Below are 16,834 nucleotides of genomic sequence, written 5' to 3'. Positions count from 1 at the left end.
CTCAGATCTCCTTGAACCGGTAACCCACGCCGTAGAGCGTCTCGATCATGTCGAAATCGTCGTCGCACGATTTGAACTTCTTGCGCAGCCGCTTGATGTGGCTGTCGATCGTGCGGTCGTCGACATAGACCTGATCGTCATAGGCGGCGTCCATCAGAGCGTTGCGGCTCTTGACCACGCCGGGCCGCATGGCGAGCGCCTGCAGGATGAGGAACTCGGTGACGGTGAGCGTCACCGGCTCGCCCTTCCAGGTGCAGGTGTGGCGCTCCGGGTCCATCATCAGCTGACCGCGTTCGAGCGCCTTGGAATCGGGCCCTTTGGCGCCGCCGGGCACGATCGGCTCCTTGGCGGCGACGCGGCGCAGCACGGCCTTGACGCGCTCGACCAGCAGGCGCTGTGAGAACGGCTTACGGATGAAGTCGTCGGCGCCCATCTTGAGGCCGAACAGCTCGTCGATCTCCTCGTCCTTCGACGTCAGGAAGATCACCGGCAGCTCGGACTTCTGACGAAGCCGGCGAAGCAGCTCCATCCCGTCCATGCGCGGCATCTTGATGTCGAAGATCGCCAGATCGGGCGGCGAGGCGCGCAGACCCTCAAGCGCCGTCGCGCCGTCATTATAGGTCTGGATCCGGTATCCTTCGGCCTCGAGCGCGATGGAGACCGAGGTCAGGATGTTGCGGTCGTCATCGACCAGGGCGATCGTCGGCATGGCGCCTTCTTGTATAGCACAGAGTGCATGGCATGAACTGACTTGGCGTGGCTGAAATGTGACGCAAGGTCGGAAGGCCCTCTTTTTGGCCGCGTTGATGAGCGACAGGCCGGCCATCACGGCTGAAGGAGCGACAGTGACGACCTCGAACGCCTCTGCCACGCCGGGCGGGACCGCCGCCTTCGATCCGGCCGCGGCGGCCCGCGCGCTCGTCAGGTCCGCCCGCCGCGCCAGCCTCGGCACGATCGACCGCGGCTCGGGGCTGCCTCACGTGTCGCTCGTCGGGGTCGCGACCGCGCCCGACGGCGCGCCGCTCCTGCTCGTCTCGAATCTCGCGCGCCATGCGGCGAACCTCGCCGCCGATCCGCGAGCGAGCCTGCTGTGCGCAGAGGCCGGCGCCGGCGACCCGCTCGCCCATCCGCGCGTCACGCTGTTTGGACGCTGCGTGGCGGCGGAGAAGGCGACGCACAAGGCGCGCTGGCTCGCGCGCCAGCCGGACTCGGCGCTCTACTTCGACTTCGCCGACTTCAACATGCTCCGGCTTGAGCCCGAGGGCGCTCATCTGGTCGCCGGCTTCGGCCGGATCGTGGATCTCGCCTGGCCCGAGATCCGGACCGAGACGGCCGGCGCGGAGGCGTTGCTCGCGGCGGAGGACGGGATCGTCGAGCACATGAACGAGGACCACGCCGACGCGACGCGCCTCTACGCCACGGCGCTGCTCGGCGCGCCCGACGGCCCGTGGCGGATGCAGGGCGTCGATCCGCTCGGCTGCGAACTCGGCCTCGACGGACGGGCGCTCTATTTGGGCTTTCCCGAACGCGTCGCGAGCCCCGGCGAAATCCGCCGCGCGCTGGTCGCGCTCGTGAACGAGGCGAGGGCGGGCGCAGGGGCTGAGGGGCAGCCGGAGACCCCGCTCAAGGAAACCTGACTGTGGAGAACGCCCGATCGTCACGTTGACGTCTTTTTTGGCTGTTTGATGCCGCGCCTCGCGTGCTAGCCACGGCCCCCGGTCAGGCGGCCTTCTCAAGCCAAGGAGTGAGGCGTGAGGCAGATCGGCGTTTGGAATCAGGACTTCGGCGCGGAAGCGTTCGGCTTCGACGCGCTTGCCGGCGTGAACTGGAACCTCGGACCTGCGGCCCTCGTTGAGCGGGCGGTGCGGCGCGGCGAAGGCGCGCTGGGGTCGACCGGCGTCCTGGCGGTCGACACGGGCCCTCACACCGGCCGATCTCCGGATGACAAGTTCATCGTGCGCGACGAGGCGACCGAAGCCACGGTCGACTGGAACTCGCACGCCAGCCTGACGCCGGAACAGTTCAAGGCCCTCCGGCAGGACTTCCTGGCGCACGCCCAAGGCCGCGAACTGTTCGCTCAGGATCTTTATGTCGGGGCCGATCCAGAGCGCCTCCTTCCGGTCCGCACGTTCAGCGAATACGCCTGGCGCTCGATGGCGGCGCGCACCCTCCTGATCGAGCCGCGGCAGGACGAGCTTGCCGGCTTCACGCCGGAGCTGACCGTGCTGGACATGCCGTCATTCCGTGCTGATCCGGCGCGCCATGGCGTGCGTTCCGCTGCGGTCGTGGCGATCGATCTGACGCGCCGCGAGGTGCTGATCGGCGGCACGTCCTATGTGGGCGAGGTCAAGCACGCGATCCTGACCGTCATGAACCACCTGCTGCCGGAGCGCGGCGCGCTGCCGCTGCACTGCGCGGCCTCGGTCGGTCCTGACGGGGACGTCGCGCTGTTCATCGGTCTCTCGGCCACCGGCAAGACGACGCTTGCGGCCGATCCGGAGCGCAGCCTGATCGGCGATGACGCGCATGGCTGGGGGCCGGATGGGGTCTTTAATCTCGAGGGCGGCTGCTACGCCCGGGCGGCGGATCTGTCGGCCGAGGCCGAGCCTGCGCTTCATGCCGCCGCGCAGCGTTTCGGCGCCCTGCTGGAGAACGTGCCGCTCGATCCGGAGACGCGCGAGCCCAACTTTGCGGCGCGCGGCAGGACCGAAAACACCCGCTGCGCCTTCCCGCTGAGCGCTTATCCTCGCGCCAGCGCGGCTGCGGTCGCCGGCCATCCGAAAAACCTTGTGCTGCTGACCTGCGATCCGCATGGGGTGATGCCGCCGATCGCGCGCCTCACGCCCGAGCAGGCCGTCTATCACTTCCTGTCGGGCTATACGGCCCGCATCGCCGACGCCGAAAAGGGCGCGCGCGAGCCGCAGGCGACGTTCTCCGCCTGCTATGCGGCGCCCTTCATGCCGCGTCCGGCGGCGATCTATGGCGAGATGCTGAGCCGCCTGATCGCGGAGCACGGCGTCAATTGCTGGCTGGTGAACACCGGCTGGACCGGAGGCGCCTACGGCGCCGGCCAGCGCGTGCCCATCGAGGCGACGCGCGCGCTGATCGCCGCGGCTTTCGACGGCTCGCTCGACGCCGTGGAGACCTACACGGACAAGTTTTTCGGCTTCACCGTGCCGCTCAGCGTGCCGGGCGTGGACACGCTGTTGTTCCGGCCCCGCAAGGCGTGGGCCGACAAGCGCGTCTACATCGGGACCGCCCGGCGAGTCCTGGGGATGTTCCAGTCGAACTTTGCTTCCTTCGGCGATGCGGTCGATCCCGAGATCGCCGCGGCCGGGCCGCACGAATACCGCGAGGCCGCGGAGTAGCGACGCCGCGAAGCGCCAAGCAGCGTCGACCGCCTTACATCAGGGTAAGGACGGTGACCACGGCGAAGCAGGGCATCAGCACGATCGACGACCAGACCATGTAGCCGAAGAAGCTCGGCATCGCGACGCCGCGGTTCCGGGCGATCGACAGCACCATGAAGTTCGGCGCGTTGCCGATATAGGTCAGCGCGCCCATGAACACCGCGCCGCCCGAGATCGCCGCAAGCGTCTTGGCCTTCACGGTCATCAACTCCACGGCGTCGCCCCCCGCCAGGTTGAAGAACACCAGATAGGTCGGCGCGTTGTCGAGCAGGCTCGACAGCAGGCCCGTCAGCCAGAAATAGACCGCGGGCCGGGGCGCGCCGGCCTCGTCGGAGACCAGCGCCACGAGCGGCGCGGCGGCGCCGTCGACGCCGGCCTTCAGGATCAGAAGCGCCGGGATCAGCGTCACGAAGATTCCGGCGAACAGCTTCGCCACTTCGCGGATCGGCTCCCAGTCGAAGCCATTGCGCTCGCGGTACTCCGTCGGCGTGATCTTCAGCGAGACCAGCGCGAGGGCGATCAGCGTCACGTCGCGCGCGACCGCCTGAAGCGAGACGTGAGCGCCGTAAACGTCGAACTCGACGCCGGACTTCCAGAACCCGCTCATCAGGATCGTCGCCACCGCCAGGGCGAGCACCGGGATGTTGCGCACGCCCGACAGGCCCAGCCGCGCGTCGGGCGAGGGATCCGGCTTCGGGATGAAGCCCTCCCGGGCATAGAACCAGCGGTCCAGCAGATAGAACAGCGGCAGCAGGATCGCGACCAGGATGGCCGTCTCGGGCCCGAGATGCGTCGTCGTCCAGAAGAAGTCGACGCCCTGCAGGAACCCGAGAAACAGCGGCGGATCGCCGAGCGGCGTCAGCGAGCCGCCGATGTTCGAGACCAGGAAGATGAAGAACACCACCACATGGGCGTTGCGCCGGCGCTGGTCGTTGGCGCGGATCAGGGGGCGGATCAGCACCATCGAGGCGCCGGTCGTGCCGATCACGCTCGCAAGCAGCGACCCGACCGCGAGCAGGGCGGTGTTGACCGCCGGGCTGCCGTGCAGATTGCCGCGCACCAGCACGCCGCCCGAGATCGTGAACAGCGTGAACAGCAGCACGACGAACGGGATGTATTCGGCGACGGCGGCGTGGACCAGTTCGGAGGAAGCGGGCCCGACGCCGTGGACGAACCCGAACGGGATCAGCAGCATCGCTGCCCAGAAGGCCGCGACCTTGCCGTAGTGGTGGTGCCAGAAATGGGGCGCCGCGAGCGGCATCACGGCGATCGACCCGAGCAGCCCGACAAGCGGCGCGACCCAGACCAGCGACAGGTCCCGCCCGTCGACATGCCCGGAGATCAGCCGGCGCAGCGCCGGGTCGAAACCATAGAGCACGGCCGCGAGGACGACGATGAAGGCCGCGATCTGCGGGAGAAGCCGTCGCTCGGCGCGGCGGGTGTTCATGCGGACCTCGTCGGCGGCGTGGCGGGGATCAAGGTCCTAGACGGCGGCGCGACGCGCGCCAAGGGCTAGCGCGCGGGCGCCGCGCCGGACGCCCTTGAACAATCCGAGAGCAGTTCACCTGTCAGGGCTTCAGGTCCATCGGGATCGCGCCCGGCGCGGCGGTGAGCGCGATCGTGACGCGGCGGTTGGCGGCGATCTGCGGCGCGTCGGGGAACATCGGCTCGGTCGCCGCCTTGCCCTGCACGGTCGCGAAGCGGCTGTCCGGCACGCCGCCGGCCGCCAGCAGTCCGCGCACGGCGCTCGCGCGTTCGGCCGAAAGCCGCCAGGGATCGGTGTTGGCGCCTTCGGAGACGCCCGCGGCGGTGTGGCCGGTGATCGAGATCGGATAATTCAGCGCCCGCAGCGAGGGGGCGAGCGCCGCCAGCGCGTCAATCACGCGCTGCGAGGGCGCGGACGATCCGGCCGTGAACATCGAGCGGCCGTCCTGGTCGACGATCGCGATCGAGACGCCGTCGGAGGTGTCCTCGACCACGATCTGGCTCGAGACGTCGGCGATCTCCGGCATCGAACGCAGCGCCTGTCGCAGCGTCGCGGCGGCGCGGGCGAAGCCGCGCGCGGCCGGCTCGGTGTCGCGCCGGTCGGGCGACAGGGGACCGGCGAGGTCGGAGGTCTCGTCAGGGGTCCGCGCCGTGTTGTTGAGCAGTTCGGTGCGCGCGGGGGAGCCCGAGATGTCGATCACGCCGTCGGCGATGATCTGCTTCTGGGAGCCGAAGGCCTCGCGCATCGAGCCCGCGACGATCGCCATCTTCTTCTTGTCCTGGGACGAGAACGCCACCAGGACGACGAAGAACGCCATCAGCAGACCCATCAGGTCCGCGAAGGTGACGAACCAGCCGTGACCGCCGCCATGCGCGTCATGCTTCTTGCGCGCCATCAGGCCGCCGCTTCGAGCAGGTCGGCGCGATGCTTCTCCGGCAGGTAGGCGAGCAGCATCTCCTTGATGACCGCCGGGCTCTTCGACGCCCTGAGCTGCAGCACGCCGTCGATCACCAGCGTCTGGTTGAGCTCGTCATGCGCGAACTTGATGGTCAGCTTGTCGGCGATCGGCAGGAAGAAGAAGTTCGCCACCACCGCGCCGTAAAGCGTCGCGAGCAGCGCGATCGCCATGAAGGTGCCGAGCTTCGAGGGGTCGGACATCTCGGCGAACATCTGCACCATGCCGATCAGCGTGCCGATCATGCCGAAGGCGGGCGCGCAGTCGCCGATCCCGCGGAACACCTTCGCGGCCATCTCGAGCCGGTGCAGGTTCAGGTCGCGCTCGCGCTCGAGCGTCTCGCGGATGAAGTTCTCGTCGAAGCCGTCGGCGACGTAGCGCACGCCTTTGGCGAGGAACGCGTCGTGCGGCGTCGCCTTGTCGAGGCCGACCGGGCCGGCCTTCCGCACGATCGCCGCCATTTCGGCGATCTCGGAGATCAGGTCGCGCGGATTGGTGTGCTGGCCCTTTACCACGGTCTTGATCGCGGTCGGGAAGGCCGACAGGATCGCCGAGAGCTCGAAGCGGATGAAGGTCGCCGCGAAGGCGCCGCCGAAGATCACGATGACGGCGTGTTCGGAATAGTAGCGCTCGAGCCCGCCGCCCTCGTGGATCAGGAACGCCAGGACGCCCGTGCCGAAGACGAAGCCGATGATGGTGGCGAGATCCATGCCCGTCCCTCAGGCGCGCCGGAGAGGCGGCGACGCCCGCATCCTGAGGAGTTACGGTTAAGGGGCGTTTAAGGCGCGCGGCCGTCGGAGGATCTCGCCGGGACGGATCGCCTTTCCGACACGGACGTTTGGAAGGCGTCGCACCCGAACCAGAGGTCCCGATGCCCGAAGCGGCCGCCGCCGACCGCCAGCCGATCCAAAAGCCTGAGATCACCGAACAGCGGCCGCTCAAGGTGCTGATCGTCGCCGCGTCGCAACGCCGGCTGAACAGCTGTCCGGGCCTCGACTCGAAAGCCCGCGCGCTGATGCACAGGATGCTGGCGCGGCTGCCGCTCGGCTGGCAGATCGATCACGAGGACATCGGCAACGAGCACGGCAAGCCGAAGATCCAGAGCTGCAACGCCTGCGTGAGCTCCTCGATGGCGCTGTGCGTCTGGCCCTGCAACTGCTACGGGCCGGAGAGCGATCATCAGCCCGACCTGCTCTGGAACCTGCACCTCTACGAGCGGCTGGCGCGGGCCGACGCCTGGGCGTTCATCGGACCGATCAACTGGTACGGCCCGAGCAGCAATCTCAAGCTGCTGTTCGACCGGCTGGTGTGCATGAACGGCGGCAATCCGCGCCCCGACCTGATCGAGAAGAAGAGCACGCTGCTCGCGCAGGCGCTTGAGCGCTCGCCGCAGTGGCGCGAGCTCTCCCGCAATCACCTGGAGGGCCGCACCGCCGGCTTCTTCTGCTATGGCGACCGGGGAGCGGACGAGATGGACGCCGACGGCCGCCCGCGCCTTCTGGCGCACAAATCCTGGTTCGATCCTGCGGAGGAGCCGTTTCCGGCCGAGCGGCTCGCCTATCAGCCGGTGGTCTGGCAGTGCCGCTATTCGGGGATCGAGGTTCCGGACGCCCTGTGGCGTCACGCTGATATGGGACTGGGCCGCCCTTATGCGGACGACCAGGCCGCCGACATGGCGAGCGAGCCCGCGGCGCTCGCCGCCTTCGACGCCTGGACGGACGCCTTCGCGGCCCATGTGTCAGCGAAAGGGCCGGTCGAGGGCACGACCGAGGCCGAGCGCGGCGCGCGCTCGACCACGCAGTAGCTGACGCGCCGCCTCAGGCGAGGCCGAGCTTCAGCAGGTCGTGGATGTGCACGAGGCCGGCGGGCTTGCCCTTGTCGACGACGAACAGCGCCGTGATGGCGCGGCTCTGCAGCTCGCTCAGCGCGCTCGCGGCAAGATCGTCCGGCGTGATCGCCCGCGGGGCGCGGGTCATCACCGTCTCGACAGGCTTGGCGGTGAGGTCGGGCCCCATATGACGGCGCAGGTCGCCGTCCGTCACGATCCCGACCAGCGCCCCCGCCGGATCGATGACGCCGACGCAGCCGAAGCTCTTGGTCGTCATCACGATCAGCGCCTCCGACATCGGCGTGCCGACGGGCACGAGCGGCACCGCGTCGCCGACATGCATGACGTCGCGCACGAAGGTCAGCACCGCGCCGAGCTTCCCGCCCGGATGGAAGCGCTTGAAGTCGCCCGGCGTGAACTCGCGGCTTTCGAGCAGCGCGACGGCAAGAGCGTCACCGAGCGCAAGCTGCATCGTGGTCGAGGTGGTCGGCGCAAGTCCGTTCGGACAGGCTTCCCCGACGCGCGGCAGGACCAGCGCGACGTCGGCGGCGCGCGCGAGCGCGCTGCGCGCATTCGAGGTGATCGCCACCACCGGCACCCGGAAACGCCGCGAATATTGCACGATGTCGCGCAGCTCGGCGGTCTCGCCCGACCATGACAGCGCCAGCACCACATCATCCGGCGTGATCATGCCGAGATCGCCATGGCTGGCTTCCGCCGGATGCACGAAGAACGCGGGCGTCCCGGTCGAGGCGAGCGTCGCCGCGATCTTGCGCCCGATATGGCCGCTCTTGCCCATCCCGCTCACGATCGTGCGGCCGCGGGCCGAGGCGATCCTCTCGACCGCCGCCGCGAACGGGCCGCCGAGCTCTTCGCGCAGCGCCCGTCCGAGCCGCTCGAGTCCCGCCGCCTCGATGTCGATGGTGCGTGTGGCCGACGCCACGGTTGCGGCCTGCGCGGCCGGATCGCCGAGGGATCGCACGCTCTCGCCGGACGGCGGAAGGGGCGACGGGGAAAGCAGCGGTTGAGCCATTCGGGACGCGGACTCCAGCGGACGCAGTGACGAAAGTTGGACGGTAGCACTTTTGATCCGGCCGCGCAGCGACGCGCTGAAGCGCAAGGCTTTGTTAACCATGCCGGTTTCATCCTCGTTAACCATGCAGGGGCGCACGGCGCCATGTTCCTCCGCGGTCAAAGGAAGAGATGTCCCGTCGCCGGGCGATCTGTGTCGGCCTGCTGATCGGCGGCGCGCTCGTCGCGTGCGGAGGCGCGCGCGCGCAACAGGCGCAAACAGGCGCCGCTCAGGCAACGAACGCCCCCGGAGAGGAGCCGCTGCGCCGGCTCGATCCCGCGACGCTCGCGGGCGGCGATTATGGCGGAACAGAACCCGTGCCGCTCGCCGGCGGCGATTACGGCAGGCAGACGCCGACCGAACCCGACACCGCCGCTCCTGGCCCGACGCTGATCGGCGACCCGCTGGCGTCCCCGCCGGGCGGCGCCCGGCCGCGGCGGCCTCAGCCGCCGGGCTTCGAAGCCGACGACGCCTATGCGCCGACCGCGGTGCGCGCGGGCGCGTTCATCCTGCGGCCGTCGCTAGAGACCGCGGGCGGTTATGACAGCAATCCGCTGCGCGATCCGGCGGGCGGCAAGAGCTCGCCCTTCTACCGCCTGCGAGGGGCCATCGAGGCCCAGTCCGACTGGGATCGGCACGAGGTCGACGTCAGGCTCGACGGCCAGATCCGCCGCTACACCGATCTGCCGTCGCCGGGATACGAGCCCAATCTGAGCGCTATCATCGACGGCCGGCTCGACGTCAGCGACCGGACGCAGATCAATTCCGAGCTTCGCGCCTCGCTCACCACGCCGCGGCGCGGCGATCCGGACACGCCGACCAACATCAAGGGCGACGAGGTCGACAAGTCGATCGGCGCGACGCTCGGCGTGTCGCACGCCTTCAACCGGCTGAGCTTCAAGGTCGAGGGCCTCGCCGACCGCTATCTGTTCAACGACGCCAAACTCCAGAATGGCGGGACGCTCGACAACTCCGACCGGATCTACAACGCCTACGAACTCAGGCTGCGCGGCGCCTATGAACTGTCGCCGGGGCTGCAACCCTTCGCCGAGGTCGCGGTCGACACCCGCGACTACGACAAGACGTTCGGCGACGACGGCCGCAGGCTGGGCTCGAGCGGCTACGCGATCCGCGGCGGCGCGCGCTTCGAGGCGACCCGGCTGATCACCGGCGAGGCGGCGATCGGCTACGGCCGGCAGACCCCGAAGGACAAGGGTCTGAAGCCTGTCGACGGGCTGATCCTGGACGGCACGGTGGCCTGGGCCGCGACCGGGCTGACGACGGTGCGGCTCGACGCCAAGACGTCGTTTCAGGAGACCACGCTGCCGGGCGCCGGCGGCGTCCTGGGGCGCAGCGCCGGCATCGCGGTCGAGCACCGGCTGCGACGCAACCTCATCCTGACCGCGCGGGCCGATTTCGAGCGTTCGAGCTACCGCGGCATCGGCCGCGTCGACGACGGCCTGACGCTGGCGCTCGAGGGCGAGTACCGGCTGAACCGCACGCTCTCGATGATCGGCAGCTTCCAGCACGAGCGGCTCAACAGCAACCTTGCGGGCGAGGACTACCGCGCGTCGATCGTCGAGTTCGGTATGCGGATGCGGCGCTGAGGCCGCCGTTTGCGCATGGCCGGCATGCGCCAAAAATCGCGTTTGGTTGACGCGCGTTAAGCTTCGCTGGGGTAGCTAAAGGCCTCCTCCCGCTCCCCGGCGCATATCTTCATGTCAGTCACCGATATCGGCTTTTCGGCGCGCGGCCGCACGCTCGATCCAACCACGCGCGGCGTCATCGCCATGGTCGTGGGCATGGCGTTCCAGGTGACCAACGACGCCATCGTGAAGCTCGTCTCTGCGCGGCTGCCCGCCTCCGAGATCATGGCGATCCGCGGCGTGATGGCGGTCGGGCTGATGCTCGCCATCATCCTCTCGGTCGGGCAGGGGGCGCGGCTCAAGGCGGTCGCGAACCCGCTTGTCGCGCTGCGCTCGGTGCTGGAGGCGGCGTGCTGCGTGGTTTACCTCACGGCGCTCTCCGGCCTCGGCCTCGCGGAGTTCACCAGCATCGTGCAGGCGACGCCGCTGATCATGACCGCCTTCGCGGTCGCGCTCGGCTGGCAGAAGGTCGGCCCGCGCAGATGGGCGGCGATCGGCGTCGGCTTCGTCGGCGTGCTGCTGGTGGCCAAGCCCTCGCCGACGGGGGTCAACGCTTATGCGGGGCTGGCGCTGCTGGCGGCGGTCATCATGGCGGTGCGCGATCTCGTGACGCGCCGAATCCCGCCGCACGCGCCGTCGCTGGTGGTGACCCTCGGGGCGACCGTCACGGTGACGCTCGTCGGAGCGGCGGGCGGCCTGCTCGAGCCGTCCGCCTGGGTCGCGCCGAACGCGCGCGAGATCGTCCTGCTGACCTCCGTGGCGGCGCTCGTCTGCGCCTGCAACATGATGATCGTGCTGGCGTTCCGGCTCGGCGACATGGCCGTCGTCGGCCCCTTCCGCTACAGCGTCATCCTGGGCTCGCTGATCCTGGGCTATGCGGTGTGGGGCGACAGGCCGGACGCGCTCGGCCTCGCCGGCGCGGCGCTGATCGTCGGCTCGGGACTTTACGCCCTGCGGCGCGAAAGAGTCCGCGGCGAACCGGCGAGCGCCGCGGAAGGCGCCGCCGGACCGGTCTGAGCCGGCCCGGTCTGAGCGGGCGCGCTCACGCCTTCAGCAGGGTCTCGAGCTCGGCGCGGAAGTCGTCCGCCATGTCGGCGCGCGCGAGCGCATAGGCGACGTTCGCGGTCAGGAAGCCGATCTTGGAGCCGGTGTCGTAGACCTTGCCCGGGAAGGCGTAACCCGAGAAGGGCTGCGTCTCCGTCAGCCTGAGCATCGAGTCGGTGAGCTGGATCTCGCCGCCCGCGCCGGCCTCCTGCTTGCTCAGCAGCTCGAAGATCTCGGGCTGCAGGATGTAGCGCCCGGAAATCGCGAGGTTGGATTCGGCCGTGCCGGGCTTTGGCTTCTCGACCATCGAGGTCATCCGAAAGCCCTTGCCGACCTTCTCGCCGGCGCCGACGATGCCGTACTGGTGCGTCTGGTCCTCCGGGACCTCGTAGACCGACACGACGTTGCCGCCGCCGGCCTCCTCGTAGACGTCGATCATGTCGGCGAGGCAGCCGCGCGGCGACTGGTGCAGCATGTCGGGCAGCAGCAGCGCGAACGGCTCGTCCCCGACGATGTCGCGGGCGCACCATACGGCGTGGCCGAGGCCGAGCGGCTCCTGCTGGCGCGTGAAGCTCGTCTGGCCGGCGGCCGGGAGGCTTTCCCTCAGCAGCTCCAGCTCCTTGGACTTGCCGCGCCGCTCAAGCGTCGCGTCGAGCTCGAAATGCTTGTCGAAGTGATCTTCGATCACGCTTTTGTTGCGTCCGGTCACGAAAATGAAATGTTCGACGCCGGCAGCGCGAGCCTCCTCGACCACATGCTGGATCGCTGGGCGGTCGACGATGGTCAGCATCTCCTTCGGCACCGCCTTGGTGGCGGGAAGGAAGCGGGTTCCGAGGCCAGCGACGGGGAACACAGCTTTGCGGATCTTGCGAGACATGAGGGCTCCGAAGGGCTGCAGCCGCAGATTGGCCGCGGTCGGCGTGTAGATTTGTGTCGCAATCCCGGTCCGTAAAGAGCGCGGGCCGCGATCGGCGTATCAAAGCGGGATTGGAACGCGGTTAACGGAATGCAAACTCTGAAGCGTATTCTCGGGCCGAACATCCAGAGCAGCGGCGCCGGCCGCCTTAAGGGCCGGACGTCGCCGGGAGACTGCGCCATGACGATCGGAACCCGCACGCGCGTGCTGCGCGTCCTCGCCGCCGCAGCCATGGGGCTGGCCGCCACGATGGCGGTCACTCCGGCGTCCGCCCAGGCGGACCCGCGGCTCGCGGCCTTCATCGCGGGGCTCAAGCCCGACGCCGCCCGCGCCGGCGTCAGCCCCGCCACGGTGGATCGCGCCTTCCGCAACGTCCGGCTCGACACCGAAGCGATCGCCAAGTCGCAGACGCAGCTCGAGTTCAAGCTGACGATCGCTCAATATGTCGACACCCAAGTCTCCGACACTCGCATCGCGGCCGGCAAGCAGAACTATGCGCAGTGGAACGACCTGCTGGGGCGCATCGAGCGCGCCTACGGCGTCGACCGCTACGCCGTGCTGGCGGTGTGGGGTATGGAGACCAATTACGGCGCCTCGATGGGCGGCCATAACGTGATCGAGGCGCTCGCGACGCTCGCCTGCTGCCAGCCGAAGCGCCCGCAATTCTTCCGTAAGGAGCTCATCGCCGCCCTCCAGATCCTGCAGCACGGCGACATCACGCCCGACCGGATGGTCGGCTCATGGGCTGGCGCGATGGGCCAGACGCAGTTCATGCCGACGAGCTACAAGGCCTACGCAGCCGACGGCGACGGCGACGGCAAGCGCGACATCTGGACCTCGGTTCCGGACGCGCTGGCGTCGACGGCCAATTATCTGCACAAGCACGGCTGGCAGCCTGGGCAGACCTGGGGCTACGAGGTCGCGCCGCCTCCGGGCGCGAAGTCGGGCCAGACCATGTCGCTGGCGCAGTGGCGCGCCGCCGGCGCAGAGCGCGTCGCCGGGCGCCCGCTGCCGGGCGGCGCCGCACGCGCGACGCTGTTCATGCCTGGAGGGGCGGGCGGGCCCGCCTTCCTGATGCTGCAGAACTACCGGGTCATCAAACGCTACAACAACGCCGACGCCTATGCGCTGGCGGTCGGCCATCTCTCCGATCGCATCCGCGGCGGCGGCCCCTTCGTGACCGAGTGGCTGAACCACGATCGCCCGCTGGACGAACAGAGCCGTTTCGAGCTGCAGGCGCGGCTCGCCCGCATGGGCTTCGAGGTGGGCGAGCCGGACGGCAAGATCGGTCCGGCGACGCGGTTGGCGATCATGTCCTACCAGAAGGCCCAAGGGCTCGCGCCGACCGGCTACGCCAGCGTCTCTCTGCTGCGCCGTCTCCAGACGGCGCGCTGAGCGCCGGCCCGCCGCGTTGGCGGGTTGAGCGTGGCGTGGTAGCGTGATCCGCATGAAACGGCTGCTCCTGGGCGCGCTGCTGGCGATCTTCGCCGCTCAGATGCTCGCCTTCGCGCCGAGCGCGGGGGCGCAGGATTATTACCGCCGCTACTATGAGGGTCCGCCGCCCTCTGAGCGGGCCGTGCGTCAGCGCCGCTATGCGGACGACGACGCCTACTTTCAGCAACGGCTGCAATATTACCGCCGCGATCAGGTGGCGCGTCGCCAGGCGGAGGCGCGGCGCTCCGCCGAGTCCTCCCGGCCCCGCTCCGTGTTCCCGATCCCGTTCCTGCAGCGGCTGTTCGGCTCGCGCGAGGATGACGACGACGCCGGCGACTGGCGGGCGCGTCGCGATCCCGGCGCCGTCGAGGTCCGGCCCCAGCGCAGAACCGTGCGGCGCAGGCCGCCGCCGACCGATCCGGCCAAGACGCCGCTGCCGCCGAACGTGGTCGCGCTGCCCAAGGCCGCGCCGGACACCTTCGTGGCCGTGTTCGGCGACACGGTGGCCGACGAACTCGCGGGCGGGCTGGAGGAGGCTTTCGTGGATGCGCCGGGCCTTGCGGTCCGCCGTCACGTAAAAGCCAATGCGGGTCTCGTGCGGTCGGATTATTTCGACGTGGTCGAGGACGCCAGAAAGGCGGTCGAGAACGAGCAGATCACTTATGCGGTGATCGATGTCGGCGTGAACGACCGGCAGCCCTTTATCGACATGCGCCAGGCCGCGCCGCTTTCGGGTGATTGGACCAGGCGCTATGTCGGCCGGATCGACGCGCTGCTCGCCCCGTTCAAGGAAAAGAAGATCCCGGTCTACTGGGTCGGGCTCGCGCCAAGCGAGAGCCGCAAGGCCAGCGCCGACCACACCGCGCTGAACGCGCTGATCAAGGAGCGCGTCGAGGCCGCGGGCGGCGTCTATGTGGACGTCTGGGAGGGCTTCGTCGACGAGGACGGCGGCTATATGGCCGACGGCCCGCAACTCGACGGGCAGATCGGCCGACTGAGGCTCGACGACGGCGTGCATTTCTCGCGCGCCGGCGCCCGCAAACTCGCGCACTATGTCGAGCGCGAGATCCGCAAGGTCTACCGGCCTTCGACGGCGGATCCAGCGGCCATGATCGGCGCGGTCGCGCCTGAAGGCGATCCGCAGCCGGCGCCTGGCGCGCCGGACGATGTGAACCGCCCGCGCCCGATCTCGAGCCCGCTGATCGTGCTGACCGCGCCGCGCAAGGCGGAAGGCGGCGCGCTCGCAGCCGCCGCCATGGCGGTCCCGGCGCGCGACGCTTCGCCGGACGCCGAGCGGGTGCTGGTGAAGGGCGAGACCCTGGACGCCGAGCCGGGTCGGCTCGACGACCACCGCTGGCCTGCGGCGACGCCGGCCAAGGCGGACGCCAAGCCGGAAGCGGAGGCTAAGCCGGCCGCCCCGGCGGCGCCCGAAGCGGCGCCTCAGGCGGGCGCCCACGACGCGACGCCACCCGAGCCGCCCGCAGGCGCGCCGCCTCCCCAGGAGCCGCAGGCGCGGCCCTGAACGAGATCTGCGGTTCGCGCTCCGTCAGCGCGGCAGGGTGGTGGCGCCGGTCAGAAACACGTCGATCGCGCGCGCGGCCTGCCGGCCCTCGCGGATCGCCCACACCACCAGCGACTGGCCGCGACGCATGTCGCCGGCCGCGAACACCTTGGGGTTCGAGGTGACGTAGTTCTCATCGTCCGCCAGCACGTTGCCGCGCTTGTCGAGCGCGACCCCCGACTGCTCGACCAGGCCTTCGAACACGGGGCCCGAGAAGCCGAGCGCGATGAAGACGAGGTCGGCCTTGATGACGAACTCGGTGCCGGGGATGGGCTGGCGCTTGGCGTCGGCGCGCGCGCAGCGCACGCCCGTGACCCTGCCGTTCTTGCCCTCGATGCCGAGCGTGACGGCGGCGAACTCGCGCTCGGCGCCTTCCGCCTGGCTCGACGAGGTGCGGAACTTCGTCGGCCAATAGGGCCAGGTGATCAGCTTGTCCTCGATCTTCGGCGGCACCGGCCGGATGTCGAGCTGCGTGACCCGGATCGCGCCCTGGCGGAACGCGGTGCCGACGCAGTCCGAGGCCGTGTCGCCGCCGCCGATCACCACCACATGCTTGGCGCTGGCCTCGACCGTCGCCTCGGGGACATGGTTCTCGAATCCGTTGCGACGGTTCTGCTGGACGAGATACGGCATCGCGTAGTGGACGCCCTCGAGCTCCTGGCCCGGCAGCTGCGGGTCGCGCGGCTTCTCGGCGCCGCCGGCGAACAGCACGGCGTCATGGCCGGCGACCAGCTCGTCGACGCTCATGTCGACGCCGACATTGACGCCGTAATGGAAGACCACGCCCTCGGCCTCCATCTGCTCGATCCGGCGATCGATGTGGCGCTTCTCCATCTTGAAGTCCGGGATGCCGTAGCGCATCAGGCCGCCGGCCTTCGGCTCGCGCTCATAGACGTGGACCTCGTGGCCGACGCGGGCGAGCTGCTGGGCGGCCGCCATGCCGGCCGGGCCCGAGCCCACGATGGCGACCTTGCGGCCCGTCTTGTGCTCCGCCGGCTCCGGGACGACCCAGCCGTTGGCCCACGCCTTGTCGCCGATCGCCTGCTCGATCGTCTTGATCGCGACCGGGATGTTTTCGAGGTTCAGCGTGCAGGCCTCCTCGCAAGGAGCCGGGCAGATGCGCCCGGTGAACTCCGGAAAGTTGTTGGTGGAATGGAGGTTGCGAGAGGCCTCCTGCCAGTCGTCGGCGTAGATCAGGTCGTTCCAGTCCGGGATCTGGTTGTGGACCGGACAGCCCTGCGGGCCGTGGCAGAACGGAATGCCGCAATCCATGCAGCGCGCCGCCTGCTTGCCGACTTCCGCGTCCGACAGCGGCAGGGTGAATTCGCGGAAATGACGGATCCGGTCGGAGGCCGGCTGATACCGCGCCTCCTGCCGCTCGATCTCGAGAAAACCTGTGACCTTGCCCATTTCCTGGCTTCCTCCTCGCGGAGGCCCCGTTCGTGTGTCCGCGCGCCACGGCCGTCGCGGTCTTCAGACCCG

At 69.4% G+C, this 16,834-nt stretch carries 14 protein-coding genes; 7 read left to right on the top strand and 7 right to left on the bottom strand.

What is annotated here, in order from left to right; genetic code table 11:
- Position 1: 1 nt before the first annotated feature.
- A complete protein-coding gene (locus tag VM780_RS04105; protein WP_325445400.1) occupies positions 2 to 709 on the bottom strand; it encodes a response regulator transcription factor in 708 nt (235 codons plus the stop codon).
- 136 nt (positions 710 to 845) lie between these two features.
- Between VM780_RS04105 and VM780_RS04100 the strand changes: the two genes are divergently transcribed.
- Both VM780_RS04100 and VM780_RS04095 read left to right on the top strand, forming a co-directional pair.
- Entirely contained in the window at positions 846 to 1,637 is a 792-nt protein-coding gene (locus VM780_RS04100; protein ID WP_325445398.1) for a HugZ family protein, read from the top strand.
- Between the two features lie 114 nt (positions 1,638 to 1,751).
- Complete coding sequence (locus VM780_RS04095; RefSeq protein ID WP_325445396.1) at positions 1,752 to 3,368, top strand: phosphoenolpyruvate carboxykinase (ATP); 1,617 nt, start codon at positions 1,752 to 1,754, stop codon at positions 3,366 to 3,368.
- A gap of 34 nt (positions 3,369 to 3,402) precedes the next feature.
- Here the strand turns inward: VM780_RS04095 and VM780_RS04090 are convergent, their stop codons facing one another.
- The 3 genes from VM780_RS04090 to VM780_RS04080 form a co-directional block, all read right to left on the bottom strand.
- The gene (locus tag VM780_RS04090; RefSeq protein WP_325445395.1) at positions 3,403 to 4,857 is read right to left on the bottom strand and encodes a sodium:proton antiporter; all 1,455 of its coding nucleotides are present in this window, start codon (positions 4,855 to 4,857) and stop codon (positions 3,403 to 3,405) included.
- A 121-nt stretch (positions 4,858 to 4,978) separates the two neighbouring features.
- Positions 4,979 to 5,791, bottom strand: a complete 813-nt coding sequence (locus tag VM780_RS04085) for a flagellar motor protein MotB (RefSeq protein ID WP_325445394.1) — start codon at positions 5,789 to 5,791, stop codon at positions 4,979 to 4,981.
- Positions 5,791 to 6,561 (bottom strand): motility protein A, encoded by a 771-nt coding sequence (locus tag VM780_RS04080; protein ID WP_325445392.1) that lies wholly within the window; start codon positions 6,559 to 6,561, stop codon positions 5,791 to 5,793. Before VM780_RS04080 ends, VM780_RS04085 begins: the two co-directional genes overlap by 1 nt.
- A gap of 161 nt (positions 6,562 to 6,722) precedes the next feature.
- Between VM780_RS04080 and VM780_RS04075 the strand changes: the two genes are divergently transcribed.
- Complete coding sequence (locus VM780_RS04075) at positions 6,723 to 7,655, top strand: NAD(P)H-dependent oxidoreductase (RefSeq protein WP_325445390.1); 933 nt, start codon at positions 6,723 to 6,725, stop codon at positions 7,653 to 7,655.
- A 13-nt stretch (positions 7,656 to 7,668) separates the two neighbouring features.
- Here VM780_RS04075 and VM780_RS04070 read toward each other — a convergent pair whose 3' ends face one another.
- The gene (locus tag VM780_RS04070; protein WP_325445388.1) at positions 7,669 to 8,712 is read right to left on the bottom strand and encodes a KpsF/GutQ family sugar-phosphate isomerase; all 1,044 of its coding nucleotides are present in this window, start codon (positions 8,710 to 8,712) and stop codon (positions 7,669 to 7,671) included.
- Between the two features lie 170 nt (positions 8,713 to 8,882).
- On the opposite strand from VM780_RS04070, the gene VM780_RS04065 reads away from it, so the two are divergent.
- Positions 8,883 to 10,358, top strand: coding sequence for an outer membrane beta-barrel protein (locus VM780_RS04065; RefSeq protein ID WP_325445386.1), 1,476 nt, complete (start codon positions 8,883 to 8,885; stop codon positions 10,356 to 10,358).
- Positions 10,359 to 10,469: 111 nt separating this feature from the next.
- Positions 10,470 to 11,414 (top strand): DMT family transporter, encoded by a 945-nt coding sequence (locus VM780_RS04060; RefSeq protein ID WP_325445384.1) that lies wholly within the window; start codon positions 10,470 to 10,472, stop codon positions 11,412 to 11,414.
- A gap of 25 nt (positions 11,415 to 11,439) precedes the next feature.
- Here VM780_RS04060 and galU read toward each other — a convergent pair whose 3' ends face one another.
- Positions 11,440 to 12,318: a UTP--glucose-1-phosphate uridylyltransferase GalU gene (gene galU, locus VM780_RS04055; RefSeq protein ID WP_325445382.1), complete on the bottom strand. Its 879-nt coding sequence runs from the start codon at positions 12,316 to 12,318 to the stop codon at positions 11,440 to 11,442.
- Positions 12,319 to 12,537: 219 nt separating this feature from the next.
- On the opposite strand from galU, the gene VM780_RS04050 reads away from it, so the two are divergent.
- The gene (locus tag VM780_RS04050; protein ID WP_325445380.1) at positions 12,538 to 13,752 is read left to right on the top strand and encodes a lytic murein transglycosylase; all 1,215 of its coding nucleotides are present in this window, start codon (positions 12,538 to 12,540) and stop codon (positions 13,750 to 13,752) included.
- 52 nt (positions 13,753 to 13,804) lie between these two features.
- Positions 13,805 to 15,313 (top strand): GDSL-type esterase/lipase family protein, encoded by a 1,509-nt coding sequence (locus VM780_RS04045; protein WP_325445378.1) that lies wholly within the window; start codon positions 13,805 to 13,807, stop codon positions 15,311 to 15,313.
- Positions 15,314 to 15,337: 24 nt separating this feature from the next.
- Here the strand turns inward: VM780_RS04045 and VM780_RS04040 are convergent, their stop codons facing one another.
- Complete coding sequence (locus tag VM780_RS04040; protein WP_325445376.1) at positions 15,338 to 16,762, bottom strand: glutamate synthase subunit beta; 1,425 nt, start codon at positions 16,760 to 16,762, stop codon at positions 15,338 to 15,340.
- Between the last annotated feature and the right edge of the window lie 72 nt (positions 16,763 to 16,834).

This window comes from Hansschlegelia sp. (genome assembly GCF_035538955.1).
Taxonomy (GTDB): domain Bacteria; phylum Pseudomonadota; class Alphaproteobacteria; order Rhizobiales; family Methylopilaceae; genus Methylopila.
The sequence above is the reverse complement of the archived record's forward strand: the minus strand, read 5'-3'. Positions and strand labels throughout refer to the sequence as shown.